The following is a 15497-nucleotide window of genomic DNA, read 5'->3' on the forward strand; positions in this document are numbered from 1 at the left end:
CCCTCATCTCTTTCTCCGGCAGCACCTCCTGCCGTCACCGGCTGTCGCCCCCCTGCCCCGGGCGCCCCTCGGGCGAGCCCGCGGTCAGGCGTACCCGAAAACGCCTGGAGTTCGTCATGCGCATCATCTACGTGGACGTCGACACCCTCCGCGCCGACCACACCATCCCCTACGGCTACCACCGCCCCACCACCCCGCACCTCCAGCAACTGGCTGAGAAGTCCGTCGTCTTCGACCGCTACTACTGCAGCGACTCGCCCTGTCTGCCCTCGCGGACCGCCCTGACCAGCGGCCAGTTCGGCATCAGCAATGGCGTCATCGGCCATTTCGGGCCCGCCGCCCAGTTCCGGCTCGACGCCGGCCACGGCCCCGAGCCCGACCGCCCCCTGCTCGGGCAGCGCCTCGGCTGGGGCGGCTACTACACCGCCGCGGTCTCCGTCTTCGCCGAGCGCCACCGCGCATACCACTTCCACGCCAACTTCCGCGAGTCGATCCGCGCCACGGACCGCTCCGGCGACGAGGAGGCCCAGGACGTCAACCGGGCGGCGATCGACTGGATCCGCCGTCACGCCGAGGACGACAACTGGTACCTGCACCTCACTTACTGGGACCCGCACACCAACTACACCCAACCCGCCGAGTGGACCGAAAGGATGGCCGCCTCCGGCCCCGTGCAGTCCTGGCCCGACGAGGAGACCATCGCTGCGCACGCCGAGGTCTACGGTCCGCGCAGCGCCCTCGACCTGCACTACTCCCTCATGGGCGAGGGAACCTCCCCCGTCCCGCACAACATGCCCGACGCCATCCGCTCCCGAGCCGACTTCGAGCACCTCATCAACGGCTACGACGGAGCCGTCTCCTACTGGGACCACCACTTCGGCCAACTCATGTCCGTCCTGGACGAGTTGGGAATCGCGCAAGACACCGCCGTGATCGTCAGCGCCGACCACGGCGAATCCTTCGGCGAGCAGGGCTCGTACGCGGAACACGGTCTGGCCAACGAGCCCACCCACCGCCTCCCCCTGGTCGTGTACTGGCCGGGCGTCACCGACGACCTGCCCGCCGAGGCCCGCCGCAACGACGCACTGCTCTACAACATCGACCTGGCCCCGACCCTGTGCGAGCTGCTGGACCTCAGCACGCCGGCCGGCTGGCAGGGCACCTCGTTCGCCGGAGCGGTGCGGGGCGAGCGGATCGACTCCCGCGACTACCTGGTCCTCGGCCACGGCGCCCACACCTACCAACGGGCCGTCCGCACCCGCGACCACCTCTACATCCGCACGTACCACCCCGGCGCCTTCCGCGCCGAGTGGGAACAGCTCTTCCACGTCACCGAGGACCCGTACCTGACCACCGACCTCATGGAGACGGATCCGGAGCTCGCCGCACGGATGCGCGCGCGTCTCGCCGAGTGGTGGAACGAGTACGCGGGCCGGCCCGGCTGTCTGCCCGACCCCATGCAGACCACCCTTCAGACGGGCCCGACCTACTACAACGACCCGGTCCGCTACGCCCAGCACCTGCGCGACACCGGCCGCGCCCAACTCGCCGACGACCTCGAAGAACGGCTCGCCACCGTGAACATCCCAGTCTCCTGGCACGCGCCCGATCGGCCCCGGACCGCCGAACTGCTCCGGCGGTGGGCGCACCTGCTCCAGACCCGTGACCAGGAGTCCGTCCGGAACCGCTGAACCACCTCACCGATCCCGCCCGGGCGCCGATGAAGGAGCCGCACGATGCCGACCGAAGCCGTACCACCTTCCCCTCCACAACCGGACGTCGCCCACCTCCCCACCACCCCGGGCGAGAAGCCGCGAAGCTGGCGTCAGGTCGCGCTCCTGGGTGGGCTGATCAGCGCCGACAGCGGCGAAGGGAGCGTGGTGTCGGTGCTGTTCCCCGCCCTGCGGACAGCTCTCGGCCTCCCGCTCGCCGCGCTCGGCGTGCTCGTCGGCGTCGGCAAGCTCGTGGGGGTGGTCTTCGGACCCGTGTGGGTGGCGGTTGCCGAGCGCTACCCCCGCAAGAACGTCCTCGGCGTGTGCTCCGGCCTCTGGGGTGTATGGACCATAGCGGCGGGGTTCGCACAGAACTACGTGCAGCTTCTGGTCCTGTTCACCATCGCAGCCGCGGGCGTCGCCGGGGGCGGCCCCCTGGTCAACGGTCTCCTCGCGGATCTCTTCGACGACAGGATGCGGGGCAGAGCGGCCGGTTACATGTACGGCCTGGCGTCCTTGGCCACAGGAATCAGCGGGCCGCTGCTCGGGCTGCTCTCCGACGTGAAGGACGGCTGGCGGTACGGGTTCTTCGTCGCGGGCTCCATCCAGGTGGTGTTCGGCGTCCTGATCCTGCTGTTCCTCCGCGACCCCGGAGTCGGCGCCGCCGAACCTCAGGCCGCGGGGGCGGCCTCCGTCGAGCGCGCGCTGACGTGGGCCCGTGCCCGCGAGCTGCTGGGCAACCGCTCCCTGCTGCTGATCTGCGTCCAGCGTCTGACCACCGGGCAGTTCGTGGTCCTCAGTTTTGGTGTGACCTTCCTCGTCGACGTGCGAGGCTTCGCCAACTCCGAAGCCTCGTTCCTGACTGTGCCGTTCGCCATCGCCTACTTCGCCGGAACGTTCCTGGGAGGACTGGTCACCGACCGGGTTCACCGTCGCAACCCCCGTACCGGCAGGGTCGCAGCGCTGCAGTTCACAGTCTTCGCCTACGCGCTGGGCGCCTATGTGACGACACAGTTCGTCTGGTCCTCCCTCGGCACGTACATCGCGCTGTTCTCCGTGCTCGCCTTCGTGCAGGGCGCCACCCCCGGCATCAACCGGCCGCTGGTCATGTCGGTGACCCTGCCGGAAATGCGCAGCGCAGCGTTCGCGCTGATGCTCTCGGCCGAGGCTGCCGGCTGGGCCTTCACCACCGTGCTGGTCGGCTATATCGGTGACGCCTTCGGACTCCAAGCGGCGTTCCTGTGGGTCGTCGTCGTCCTGATGCTGGCCAACGGCATCCTCCTCACCCTCCTCTACCGCACCTGCCCCCGCGACGCGTCCGCCCTCCAGGCCGAACTGGACCGCCGCGCGGCAGGAGCCGGAGCCGGCCCTTCCTGACACTGTCCGGCCCCCTACCCCTTCTCTTCGAGACGACGGACCCTCCATGCCCCGCATCACCGAGTCCCGCGCCCATTACGCCTCCCCGGGCGGCACCGAACCGCCTCTGCCGGTCTGGGCGCCCGCGGACAGCCGTCCCACCTCCGTGGTCCTCTTCCTCCACGGCGGCTGGAGCACGGGAGCCCCGAGCAGCTCGCCCCGCAGTGCCGCCTGCCGGCCGCCGACGGCGTCCTCGCCGCGAACGAGGACTGCCGGCTCACCGGCCATGGCGCCACCACGCTCGCCGGGTGTCTCGACGACGCCCGCGCCGCCGCCCAGCACGTACGGCGTCTCGCACCGGGAGTCCCGCCCTTCCTCGCGGGGGCTCCGCCGGCGGACAGCTCGCTCCGACCACGGCGCTCACCGCGACGGCGGATGATCCGCCGGTCGCCGGACTCATGTTGTTCAACCCGGTCGTGGATCTCCGCGGCACCGGCGGCGTCGGGTTCGCACTCCGCGACCTTCTCGGTTTGTCCGGCCGGACGGCCGCCGCCTCGCCCCTCCATCCCGTCCGGCCCGGTGCCCCGCTCACGATCGTCTGTCACGGGACCGCGGACGAACTCGTCCCGATAGCCGACGCACGACGCTTCCGCGCCGCTATGGGGCGGCCGGCGGCGACTGCCGGCTCGTCGAGTACGAGGGAGCACCCCACGGGTTCTTCCACCCGGGCACGGGGGCGGCCCGGTGCTTCGAGGAACCGGCGGCGGAGGCCGTCGCTTTCGTCCGTTCCCACTCTCCCAGTTAGGAATCGTGAACGTGGAACACATAGAACACCTGGCCCAGGCCGAGGGCGCCGACTACCACCTCGTCGTCGAGGCGGCTCTCGCCCGCCTCGGCCTCGATGCCAAGACCCGCCTGCTCGCGGGCCAGGACCTGTGGACCCTGCCCGCGCTGCCCGAGATCGGTCTGGACTCCCTCGTGATGTCGGACGGACCGGTGGGCGTGCGCGGCGCCGCGTGGAGCGCCGACGACCCGTCCCTCTGTCTGCCGAGCCCGACCGCGCTGGCCGCGACCTGGGATCCGGCGCTGGCCCGCCGCGCCGGCCGGCTCCTCGCTCAGGAGGCCCACCGCAAAGGCGCCCACGTGTTGCTCGCTCCCACCGTGAACCTGCATCGCTCTCCTCTGGGCGGACGGCACTTCGAGGCGTACTCCGAGGATCCCCTGCTCACCGCGCGCATCGGCACCGGCTACGTCACCGGCGTTCAGGAGAGCGGGATCGCCGCCACGGTCAAGCACTTCGTCGCGAACGACGCCGAGACCGAGCGCTTCACCGTCGACAACCGCGTCCCTGCACGCGCCCTGCGCGAGCTGTACCTCGCACCGTTCGAGGCGATCGTCCGGGACGCTCGCCCATGGGCACTGATGTCGGCGTACAACCGGGTCAACGGTGCCACGATGACTGAGCACCGCGCCCTCCAGGTGGGGGTCCTGCGCGAGGAGTGGGGCTTCGACGGGGTGGTCGTCTCCGACTGGCTGGCGGCCCGCGACACCGTCCAGGCAATCGAGGGCGGCCTCGACGTGGCCATGCCCGGCCCACTGACCGTGTTCGGCACCGCGCTGGCCGCCGCGGTACGGGACGGGCGCGTCGCGGAGTCGACGGTGGACGCGGCCGTCCGGCATGTCCTGCTGCTTGCCGCACGCCTCGGGCTCCTCAAGGGCGTGGCGCCCGCCGTTCCAGCCGACAGGCGCCCCGCCCGCCTCGACGGCCCGGCCGTCGCCCGTGAGATCGCCGCCCGCTCCTTCGTCCTGCTCCGCAACGAGGAGCAGGCACTGCCGCTGGATCCGTCGACCGTCCGAAGCATCGCGCTCATCGGCCGCGCGGCCCGCGATGCCCGCTTCCGGGGCGGCGGTTCGGCGACCGTCTACCCCGCCCGGGTCGTCTCACCGCTGGAGGGCCTGCGCGAGGCGCTGCCGACGCACGCCACGCTGACCTACGCCATGGGAGCCGACCCGAACGACGAACTCGGCTTGGCCACCGAGGGTTTCGCCCTGCGGGCCGTACTGCGCGACGCGCACGGAACCGTGTTGGCCGAACAGCCCCTCACCCTCGGTCGCGTCCGGTGGATGGACGCCGCACTGCCCGGGGACGCCGACTACGACGCCCTTGCGACTGTCGAGATCACCGGCACCTTCACCCCGCGCGACAGCGGAACCCATCACTTCGGCACGGGCGGCACCGGCGACTTCCGGCTCACCGTGGACGGAACGGTACTGTTCGACGACGCCGACCCGGAGGGGGCGACCCCATGGAGGTGCTGACCGGCAGAGCGATTCCGCGCGGGACTGCCGGCCTGGAGGCGGGGCGTACCGTCGAGGTCAGCCTCCTCCACCGCGCTCCGAAGGTGTCGTACGGGCCGATCCGCGGCGTCACCTTCGGTCTCACCCACCGCGACCCCGAACGCGACGAGGACGCGCTGATCGAGGAGGCCGTCGCCGCCGCCTGCGCCGCCGACACCGCCGTCGTGGTGGTAGCCACCACCGAACGCGTCGAATCCGAAGGCTTCGACCGGGCAAACCTGCGTCTGCCCGGCCGCCAGGACGAGCTCGTCACCCGCGTAGCCGCCGCCAATCCCCGTACCGTCGTCGTGGTCAACGCCGGGGCCCCGGTCGAGATGCCCTGGTGCGAGGACGTGGCCGCCGTCCTCCTGACCTGGTTCCCGGGCCAGGAGGGCGGCGCGGCCCTCGCTGACGTCCTCCTCGGCCGGGAGGAACCGGGCGGCCGTCTCCCCACCACATGGCCCGCCCGCCTGGAAGACGCACCCGTCACCCGCGTCATGCCCGAGGACGGCGTCCTGACGTACGACGAAGGCGTCTTCATCGGCTACCGCGCCTGGCAGCGCGGCGGCGTCGCACCCGCCTACCCCTTCGGCCACGGCCTCGGCTACACGCGTTGGACGTACGAGCACATCGAGCTTCGCGACCGCACCGTCCGGGTCCAGCTCCGGAACTCCGGCGACCGCCCGGGCCGCGAAGTCGTGCAGATCTACCTCGCGCCTGCCGAAGCCGGACCGCCGATCGAACGGGCCCGGATGTGGCTGGCGGGCTTCGCGAACGTCGTCGCCGAGCCCGGCGAACCGGTCGTCGCGGAGATCGATCTGCCGGCACGCGCCTTCCAGATCTGGGGCGAGTCAACCGGCACTTGGACCACCCTCCCGGGCCACTACACCGTCCACGTCGGCTCCAGCCTGGAGTCGCTGCCGCTCGCCACCACCGTGAACGTCCGGTCCTGACGCCTCCCCCTCAGACCGCCCGGGACCGGTACCTGACACCCGGTCCCGGGCATGGAACTGCCCCTGACGGGAGTCGGTTCCCCCGCAGTGCGGGGCACGACAACCCGGGCGGCAACGAGCACGTGTACGCGCATCTTCGATTCCCTGGCCAGTATTTCGCCCCCATGACCGCCTGCGCATCGGGCCGCCGTGCACTCCGACCCCGGGTTCACGCTGCGGAAGTACTCCCACTTCCCGCCCCGCGCCGGCGCACGGGGAAGTGCCGCCATCAACGCGATCTTCGTGGAGCCGTAGCCGGTCGGCAGAGCCTGTGGAGCGTGGCCCGTAGCCCGCCGCAGGCCCAAAGTCCCAGAGCTGCCGCCGCACCCCTCCCTGACCCGCTAAGTAGCAGGCCAGGCGGGGTGTGGCGGCATCCACTCATCAAATGTCGCGGAAGATCTCGATCTGCGCGCCCACGGAGTTGAGCCGTTCCGCCAGCTCCTCGTAACCGCGGTTGATGACATAGACATTGCGCAGTACGGAGGTGCCTTCCGCCGCCATCATGGCGAGCAGCACCACCACGGCGGGCCGCAGCGCGGGCGGGCACATCATCTCGGCGGCGCGCCAGCGGGTCGGGCCCTCGACCAGTACCCGGTGCGGGTCCAGGAGCTGCAGCCTGCCGCCGAGGCGGTTCAGGTCGGTGAGATAGATGGCCCGGTTGTCGTAGACCCAGTCGTGGATGAGGGTCTGGCCCTGGGCCGAGGCGGCGATGGCCGCGAAGAAGGGCACATTGTCGATGTTGAGCCCGGGGAACGGCATGGGATGGACCTTGTCGATCGGCGCCTCCAGCTTGGAGGGGCGGACCGTGAGGTCGACCAGCCGGGTACGGCCGTTGTCGGCGGCGTACTCGGTCGTGCGGTCGCAGTCGACGCCCATCTCTTCCAGCACCGCGAGCTCGATCTCGAGGAACTCGATCGGCACCCGACGGATCGTCAGCCGGGACTCCGTCACCACGGCGGCGGCGAGGAGGCTCATCGCCTCGACCGGGTCCTCGGAGGGGGAGTAGTCGACGTCCACATCTATGTGCGGGACGCCGTGCACGGTCAGTGTGGTCGTGCCGATGCCGTCCACGCGTATGCCCAGTGCCTCCAGGAAGAAGCACAGGTCCTGGACCATGTAGTTGGAGGATGCGTTACGGATGACGGTCGTGCCGTCGTGCCGGGCGGCGGCCAGCAGCGCGTTCTCGGTCACGGTGTCCCCGCGCTCGGTCAGCACTATGGGACGGTCGGGCGTGACCGAGTGGTCTATCTGGGCGTGGTAGAGCCCTTCCGTCGCGGCGATCTCCAGCCCGAACCGGCGCAGCGCGATCATGTGCGGCTCGATGGTCCGCGTACCGAGGTCGCAGCCGCCCGCGTACGGAAGCTTGAACGAGTCCATCCGGTGCAGCAGCGGACCGAGGAACATGATGATGGAACGGGTCCGACGAGCGGCGTCCGCGTCGATGGCGTCCATGTCGAGCCGGGCCGGCGGGACGATCTCCAGATCGACTCCCTCATTGATCCACCTCGTCCGCACGCCGATGGAGTTCAGCACCTCCAGGAGTCGGTAGACCTCCTCGATGCGGGCCACGCGGCGCAGCACCGTACGGCCCTTGTTGAGCAGCGAGGCGCAGAGCAGTGCCACGCACGCGTTCTTGCTCGTCTTGACATCGATGGACCCCGAGAGCCGACGCCCGCCGACCACCCGCAGGTGCATGGGCCCGGCGTATCCGAGCGACACGATCTCGCTGTCGAGTGCCTCACCGATGCGCGCGATCATCTCAAGGCTGATGTTCTGATTGCCGCGCTCGATGCGATTGACGGCGCTCTGACTGGTGGCGAGCGCCTCGGCGAGCTGACTCTGTGTCCAGCCCCGGTGCTGACGGGCGTCACGGATGAGCTTGCCTATGCGTACGAGATAGTCGTCTGACATGACGAAAGGTTATCTCAGATATGAGATGGGGCCTGTGGTGGGGTGTGGCGTTCGGGTGACGGCTGCGTGAGGAGGCACGGCGGTTACGCAGCCCGATGTGCGTGAAAGGTGCGGGCTACCGGCGCGCCGTGCGTTCCATGGTCCACGCGTATCGCCGCGACTGCGCGCGGTGTGCGTCCATCCGGGGCGAGGCCGGGGGAGCGGCGCGGGCCTTGACGGGAGCCTGACGCCGAATCGGCCCTCGAATCAGCCCTCGAAGCCGCCTTCGGTCAGGATCTTGTCGATGCGGGTGCGATGCGCTTCCTCCCACGCATCGAGGGATTCGCCGGCCTCCTCGGCCAACTTCTTCCGGGCGTCGAGGAGCACCTGCTCCCGGCGGGCGCGGGGAGTGACCACGATGCCCTCTTCGTCGGCCACCACGATGTCGCCCGCGTCGACGCTCACGCCGCCGCACCGCACCGGGCCGTTGAGCGGCGCAATGGCCTTCTTGGCGCCCGGGACGGGTATGACGCCTCTGGCGAAGACGGGAAAGCCCATCTCACGCACCTCGGCGAGGTCACGGATCACCCCGTCGGTCACGAACGCCGCGATCCCACGGCGCTGAGCGACGGCGCAGACGTTTCCTCCGGCGAGTGCGTAGTCGACGTCACCTGCCTCGACGACGATGACCGAGCCCGGCTCCGCGCGGTGGATGGCTGCGTGGAGCATGAGGTTGTCGCCCGGAGGGCACCGCACGGTGAACGCCGGGCCGGCGACGCGCGGGACCGAGGGCCACAGGGGGCGGATGCCGATGTCCATGACCTGCTCGCGGCCCAGGAGATCGGCGAGGGTGGTCGGGGAGATGTCCTTGAACTCGGTGACGTCGTTCATGTTCCTCCTTCGTCCGGGTACCCGTCCCACCGATGACGGCACGTTCCCGCGCCGCCGCGGGGTCGGTACGTTCATCGGAAGAAGAGGTGTGCGGCGGCGAGAGTAGCGGGCGCAGCGCAGCCGCGCCGCCCGCGCATGACCGTGCGGCGGTGATGTACTAGAGTTATCTCGACATCGAGATATATGCCGAAGGCGCACCGCAGTCCGCCAGATGGTAAGGGTTACCTAACTAAGCCTTACCTTAGCGGATGGTCGAGGGGCCGTAGGCGGCACCACGCGGCGCCCGCCGTAATGAGGCGCGGCGCGGAGTACGCGCACATTGATGAAGGAGACTGTCGTGTCGGCGAACAGCTTCGACGCCCGCAGCACGCTGCGCGTGGGCGACGAGTCGTACGAGATCTTCAAGCTGGACAAGGTGGAGGGCTCCGCGCGCCTCCCTTACAGCCTGAAGGTGCTGCTGGAGAACCTGCTCCGCACCGAGGACGGCGCGAACATCACCGCCGACCACATCCGGGCGCTCGGCGGCTGGGACTCCCAGGCACAGCCCAGCCAGGAGATCCAGTTCACGCCGGCCCGCGTGATCATGCAGGACTTCACCGGTGTGCCGTGTGTCGTGGACCTCGCCACCATGCGTGAGGCCGTCAAGGAGCTGGGCGGCGACCCGGCCAAGATCAACCCCCTCGCCCCGGCCGAGCTGGTCATCGACCACTCCGTCATCGCCGACAAGTTCGGCACCAACGACGCGTTCGCGCAGAACGTCGAGCTGGAGTACGGCCGCAACAAGGAGCGCTACCAGTTCCTGCGCTGGGGCCAGACCGCCTTCGACGAGTTCAAGGTCGTCCCCCCGGGCACCGGCATCGTCCACCAGGTCAACATCGAGCACCTGGCCCGTACGGTCATGGTCCGGGGTGGCCAGGCATACCCCGACACCCTCGTCGGCACCGACTCGCACACCACCATGGTCAACGGCCTCGGTGTGCTGGGCTGGGGCGTCGGCGGCATCGAGGCCGAGGCCGCGATGCTCGGCCAGCCGGTCTCCATGCTCATCCCGCGCGTCGTCGGCTTCAAGCTGACCGGCGAGCTGAAGCCCGGCACCACCGCCACCGACCTCGTGCTGACCATCACCGAGATGCTCCGCAAGCACGGCGTCGTCGGCAAGTTCGTCGAGTTCTACGGTGAGGGCGTCGCCGCCACCTCCCTCGCGAACCGTGCCACCATCGGCAACATGTCGCCGGAGTTCGGCTCCACCGCCGCGATCTTCCCGATCGACGACGAGACGCTGAAGTACCTGCGTCTGACCGGCCGTGACGAGCAGCAGGTCGCGCTCGTCGAGGCGTACGCCAAGGAGCAGGGCCTCTGGCTGGACCCGGCCGCCGAGCCGGACTTCTCCGAGAAGCTGGAGCTGGACCTGTCGACGGTCGTTCCGTCGATCGCCGGCCCGAAGCGCCCGCAGGACCGCATCGTCCTCGCCAACGCTTCGCAGCAGTTCGCGCAGGACGTCCGCAACTACGTCTCCGAGGACGAGGAGGCAGGCAAGGAGTCCTTCCCGGCCTCCGACGCCCCGGCCTCCGCCAACGGTGTGCCGTCGCGTCCGACCACGGTCACGGCCCCCGACGGGACGACGTACGAGATCGACCACGGCGCCGTCACCGTCGCCGCGATCACCTCCTGCACCAACACCTCGAACCCGTACGTCATGGTCGCCGCGGCGCTCGTGGCCAAGAAGGCGGTCGAGAAGGGCCTGACCCGCAAGCCGTGGGTCAAGACCACGCTCGCCCCGGGTTCCAAGGTCGTCACCGACTACTTCGACAAGGCGGGCCTGACCCCGTACCTCGACAAGGTCGGCTTCAACCTCGTCGGCTACGGCTGCACCACCTGCATCGGCAACTCCGGCCCGCTGCCGGAGGAGGTCTCCAAGGCGGTCAACGAGCACGACCTCGCCGTGACCTCGGTGCTCTCCGGCAACCGTAACTTCGAGGGCCGGATCAACCCCGACGTCAAGATGAACTACCTGGCGTCCCCGCCGCTGGTCGTCGCGTACGCCATCGCCGGTTCGATGAAGGTCGACATCACCAAGGACGCCCTGGGCATCGACCAGGACGGCAAGCCGGTCTACCTCGCGGACATCTGGCCCTCCGAGGCCGAGGTCAACGACGTCGTCGCCAACTCCATCGGCGAGGACATGTTCAACAAGTCCTACCAGGACGTCTTCGCGGGCGACGCCCAGTGGCAGGCGCTGGCGATCCCGACCGGCAACACCTTCGAGTGGGACGCCGAGTCGACGTACGTCCGTAAGCCCCCGTACTTCGAGGGCATGACGATGGAGACGACCCCGGTCGCCGACATCACCGGCGCACGCGTGCTCGCCAAGCTGGGCGACTCGGTCACCACCGACCACATCTCCCCGGCCGGTGCGATCAAGGCCGACACCCCGGCCGGCAAGTACCTGACGGAGCACGGCGTCGAGCGCCGCGACTTCAACTCGTACGGCTCGCGCCGCGGCAACCACGAGGTCATGATTCGCGGCACCTTCGCGAACATCCGCCTGCGCAACCAGATCGCCCCGGGCACCGAGGGTGGCTTCACCCGCGACTTCACCCAGGCCGACGCGCCGGTGTCGTTCATCTACGACGCCTCGCAGAACTACCAGGCCGCCGGCACCCCGCTGGTCATCCTGGCGGGCAAGGAGTACGGCTCCGGCTCGTCCCGCGACTGGGCCGCCAAGGGCACCGCGCTCCTCGGTGTCAAGGCCGTCATCGCCGAGTCGTACGAGCGCATCCACCGCTCGAACCTCATCGGCATGGGCGTCCTCCCGCTCCAGTTCCCGGAGGGCGCGACCGCCGAGGCCCTCGGCCTCACCGGCGAGGAGACCTTCTCCTTCACCGGCGTGACCGAGCTGAACAACGGCACCACGCCGCGCACGGTGAAGGTCTCCACCGACACCGGTGTGGAGTTCGACGCGGTCGTCCGCATCGACACCCCCGGTGAGGCGGACTACTACCGCAACGGCGGCATCATGCAGTACGTGCTCCGCAGCCTGATCCGCAAGTAGTCGCGAGGCAGGCAGCAGAGCCGAAGGGCCGCACCCGGGAGTCCCGGGTGCGGCCCTTCGCGTGTCTTCCGAACCGGTCCCTACTGCTTGATGCTCTGCACGAAGGCCGCCCAACTCGTGGTTCGGAGGGCCAGGACGGGACTGTCGGCCAGCTTGGAGTCGCGTACGGGGACGAAGCCGGGGACGTTGTCGGCGACCTCGACGCAGCTTCCACCGTCTCCGTTGCTGTAGGACGAGGTCCGCCAGGCGGCACTGCTGAGGTCGGGCGTGCTGTTCATCGGTCGCAGTCCTTCGCCGCCGAGGCGATCAGTGCCAGGGACGCCTCCGGCGACAGCGCGACGGCCCTGGCCAGATCGTATGCCGATCGATACTGCGCCACCAGGGCCGCCTCCTCGACGAGTTGACCCGTGTAGGCGCCCTCCGTGTAGACAACGGGCGGGGCATCGGCGAACTGCATCAGCGAGGACATGGTGTTCAGAAAAGGATGGAAGCCGGCGGAGAAAGGCAGAACCTGCAAGATCGCATGAGGATGGGCCCGGGCTGTCTCGACGAGATGGGCGAGCTGATCCCTCATGGTGGGGAGGCCGCCGATCGGCACGCGCAGTGCGGCCTCGTGAATAATCGCCCAGAAGTCCGGCCTGTTCTCGCAGCTGAATAGTTGAGCGCGCTCCATGCGAGCGCTGACCGTCCGTTCCACCCCCTCGTCGGACGTTCGCCGCATCGTGCCTCTGGTCAACGCCGTTGCGTAGGCACGGGTCTGGAGCACACCCGGCATCAGCATCGGTGCGTACTCCTCGATGGACCTGGCCCGTTTTTCCAGTTCCGCCGCATCCGCGAAGTAGCTCGCCACCTTCGACTTCCGCGCCAGCCGGCACAGCCGCTGAAGGTGCTCGCCGCTCCCCAGCAGTTCGTCGAAGGCACGGGACATGTCCTCCTGCGGGCGCCGTTCCGCCATCTCGAACAGCCCGATGTATGTACCCGAGCAGAAGACCCGGTCGCCCAGCTCGCTCTGGGACAGCCCGGCGGCCTCGCGCAGGCGGCGCAACTCGGAGCCGTAGAAGGAGCGGGCGTCGGTGTACGGATCGAGGTCCTTGGGCTGCGGCATACGCCGAAATGTAACGGCGCGCGGACGCGCCGGCCGGGAATCGGGGAACGCGCCACCCGTAGGTGGCTGCCGCCGCCCGGTTGTCGAGGGCCGTGCGTGGTAAACGAGTTGACGGGTGGCGCGCGCGAGCGTTCGTATGGCCGTCGGCCGCCAACCGCCGGTCGGTGCGACACTCCTGAAGGGTCCTCATGCACACCGGCAAGATGCACGCCGACGAACCGGACATCGACCGATCACTGGTGCTCCGGCTGATCGCCGCACAGTTCCCGCAGTGGATCGGGCTGCCCGTCGAACCGGTCGTCCCCGTGGGCACGTCCAACGCCATGTACCGGCTCGGCGAGGACCTGGTGGTGCGACTGCCCCGTACCGCGGGAGCCGCCGGTGACGTGGAGAAGGAGCACCACTGGCTGCCCCGGCTCGCCCCGTCGCTTCCCGCCGCGATCCCCGTACCGCTGGGCAGGGGCGGGCCCGCGGATGGCTATCCGTGGCACTGGTCGGTCTTCCGATGGCTCGACGGCGCGAACCCGGCGGTCGGGGAGGTCCTCGAACCCGGCCCGCTCGCGGTGGACCTGGCGAACTTCGTCGCCGCGACTTCGGCTGCATGGGGCTGGGCGATGCCGCCGTCGACCTGATCGCGGCGTGGTACCTGCTGCCGGCCCACGCGCGCGGCGTCTTCCGTACGGCTCTGCGGGCCGATGACGCGGCCTGGGCGCGAGGCCGCGGCTGGGCGCTGTCGACCGCGCTCGGCGAACTGCGCTACTACCGGGACTCGAATCCGGCCATGGTGACGATCGCACGACACGTCATCCGTGAAGTCCTCACCGACGACGGATCCGCGCCGTGAAGCCGGTGTGACATCGCCCGGCCGGCCCGGCTTCAGGAGTGGGTGCGGATCAGGTCCAGCAGCCCCGGGAAACGCTTGTCCGGTTCGTCCTTGCGCAGCGTGGCCGCGCGGCTGTTGCCACGGTCCACCTGCCGGGCCGGCCCCGCCTCCCGCAGGGGCCTGAAATGGTGCGTCGTCTTCGACTTGGAGACCGGCGGGCTGAAGACGCGCAGGTGCGGGCCGTGCCCTCCGGCTCGTGGAGCAGGGCCACGACGATCCCCCATCGCAGGGGATCGGGGATCGCGTTCAGGACCGTGCGCAGGTCCATTTCCTCCGGTTCCGGATGGCCTTCCTCGTCCTGTGCGCCGTCGTCTTCGCCCTGCTGCGCGGTGGCAACCGCCGGGAGCAGCGCGCCGCGTGACCGGTTGCGGCCCTGCCGGGTCCGGTCCGTCCGGCTGGGGCATTTGACGGAATGTCGCGGACCACGCGGCTGCCGTACCCGGAAACGAGCCACCGCCCGCTTCATCGTGGGCGCACGGAATGCGATGGTCGACCAGCGGGTTTGCAGATCTGCGAGCCACGCGGAACGAACAGCACAGAGAGCGGATGGCACCCATGGGCGAGTTGATCCTGATCCGGCACGGCGAGACCGAGTGGTCGCGGTCCGGGCAGCACACGAGCCACACCGACCTGCCCCTGACCCCCCTCGGCGAACGTCAGGCACGCGCGCTGGCGCCCCTGCTCGCCGACCGGCAGATCGCACTCACCCTGGTCAGTCCCGCGGTACGCGCCCGGCGCACCGCGGAGCTCGCCGGACTCGCCGCCCCCCGCATCACACCCGAGCTGCGCGAATGGGACTACGGCGGCTACGAAGGGGTGACCACCGAGGAGATCCACCGCACCCGCCCCGAGTGGAACCTCTGGACCGACGGAGTCGCCCCCGGCCCCGAGGCACACCCCGGGGAAACCCCAGCCGAGGTCGGAGCCCGCGCCGACCGGGTGCTGGCCGAAGTGGCGGAGGCGGCGGGCCGCGACGCGGACGAGGACATCGCGCTCGTCGCCCACTCCCATTTCCTGCGCGTTCTGACCGCCCGCTATCTCGGCCTGACCCCGGCCGAAGGCACGCTGTTCCAGCTCGCCACGGGGGCCGTCTCCCGGCTCGGCACCGAGCACGGTCAGCCGGTCATGACGGCGTGGAATGTGACCTTGCCCGAGAGCCTGTTCCCTCGGGCTGTTCCGGATTCCCCGAACGGGACCGAGGGCGTCGTACCCGGCTGAGGGGGCCGCCGGCCGCCGCCTCGTCGTCCTGAGCGCCGTGGCCGATCGGAGGCGCGATGCC

Annotated in this window: 10 protein-coding genes and 2 pseudogenes; 7 read left to right on the plus strand and 5 right to left on the minus strand. The window is 69.9% G+C overall.

The features are described from left to right. Positions 1-116: 116 nt before the first annotated feature. Positions 117-1691 (plus strand): sulfatase family protein, encoded by a 1575-nt coding sequence (locus GA0115254_RS01885; protein ID WP_093893504.1) that lies wholly within the window; start codon positions 117-119, stop codon positions 1689-1691. A 45-nt stretch (positions 1692-1736) separates the two neighbouring features. After that, positions 1737-3089 carry an MFS transporter gene (locus GA0115254_RS01890; protein WP_093893505.1) on the plus strand — a complete coding sequence of 451 codons (1353 nt, stop codon included), beginning with the start codon at positions 1737-1739 and terminating at the stop codon, positions 3087-3089. Between the two features lie 75 nt (positions 3090-3164). On the opposite strand, the gene GA0115254_RS01895 is transcribed toward GA0115254_RS01890, so the two are convergent. Further along, a complete protein-coding gene (locus tag GA0115254_RS01895) occupies positions 3165-3410 on the minus strand; it encodes a hypothetical protein (protein WP_093893506.1) in 246 nt (81 codons plus the stop codon). A 492-nt stretch (positions 3411-3902) separates the two neighbouring features. On the opposite strand from GA0115254_RS01895, the pseudogene GA0115254_RS01900 reads away from it, so the two are divergent. Continuing rightward, positions 3903-6358 (plus strand): annotated as a pseudogene (locus tag GA0115254_RS01900) (glycoside hydrolase family 3 C-terminal domain-containing protein). A gap of 420 nt (positions 6359-6778) precedes the next feature. On the opposite strand, the gene GA0115254_RS01910 reads toward GA0115254_RS01900, so the two are convergent. Both GA0115254_RS01910 and GA0115254_RS01915 read right to left on the minus strand, forming a co-directional pair. Further along, the gene (locus GA0115254_RS01910) at positions 6779-8308 is read right to left on the minus strand and encodes a helix-turn-helix domain-containing protein (RefSeq protein WP_093893507.1); all 1530 of its coding nucleotides are present in this window, start codon (positions 8306-8308) and stop codon (positions 6779-6781) included. A 246-nt stretch (positions 8309-8554) separates the two neighbouring features. Continuing rightward, on the minus strand, positions 8555-9178 hold the full coding sequence (locus GA0115254_RS01915; RefSeq protein WP_093893508.1) for an RraA family protein: 624 nt from the start codon (positions 9176-9178) through the stop codon (positions 8555-8557). A gap of 337 nt (positions 9179-9515) precedes the next feature. Here GA0115254_RS01915 and acnA point away from each other — a divergent pair, with 337 nt between their 5' ends. After that, positions 9516-12230 (plus strand): aconitate hydratase AcnA, encoded by a 2715-nt coding sequence (gene acnA, locus GA0115254_RS01920; RefSeq protein ID WP_093893522.1) that lies wholly within the window; start codon positions 9516-9518, stop codon positions 12228-12230. 80 nt (positions 12231-12310) lie between these two features. Here acnA and GA0115254_RS01925 read toward each other — a convergent pair whose 3' ends face one another. Together GA0115254_RS01925 and GA0115254_RS01930 are read right to left on the minus strand one after the other, a co-directional pair. Next, a complete protein-coding gene (locus GA0115254_RS01925; protein ID WP_093893509.1) occupies positions 12311-12508 on the minus strand; it encodes a DUF397 domain-containing protein in 198 nt (65 codons plus the stop codon). Then, the gene (locus tag GA0115254_RS01930) at positions 12505-13335 is read right to left on the minus strand and encodes a helix-turn-helix domain-containing protein (RefSeq protein ID WP_093893510.1); all 831 of its coding nucleotides are present in this window, start codon (positions 13333-13335) and stop codon (positions 12505-12507) included. The genes GA0115254_RS01925 and GA0115254_RS01930 overlap by 4 nt, the downstream gene beginning before the upstream one ends. A 188-nt stretch (positions 13336-13523) precedes the next feature. Here GA0115254_RS01930 and GA0115254_RS01935 point away from each other — a divergent pair. The 3 genes and pseudogenes from GA0115254_RS01935 (at position 13524) to GA0115254_RS01945 (ending at position 15436) form a co-directional block, all read left to right on the plus strand. After that, positions 13524-14179 (plus strand): annotated as a pseudogene (locus tag GA0115254_RS01935) (phosphotransferase). 235 nt (positions 14180-14414) lie between these two features. Next, positions 14415-14579 carry a hypothetical protein gene (locus tag GA0115254_RS44130; RefSeq protein ID WP_176739937.1) on the plus strand — a complete coding sequence of 55 codons (165 nt, stop codon included), beginning with the start codon at positions 14415-14417 and terminating at the stop codon, positions 14577-14579. A 194-nt stretch (positions 14580-14773) separates the two neighbouring features. Then, positions 14774-15436, plus strand: coding sequence for a histidine phosphatase family protein (locus GA0115254_RS01945; RefSeq protein WP_093893511.1), 663 nt, complete (start codon positions 14774-14776; stop codon positions 15434-15436). Positions 15437-15497 lie beyond the last annotated feature (61 nt).

The organism is Streptomyces sp. Ncost-T10-10d (genome assembly GCF_900091955.1).
Classification (GTDB): domain Bacteria; phylum Actinomycetota; class Actinomycetes; order Streptomycetales; family Streptomycetaceae; genus Streptomyces.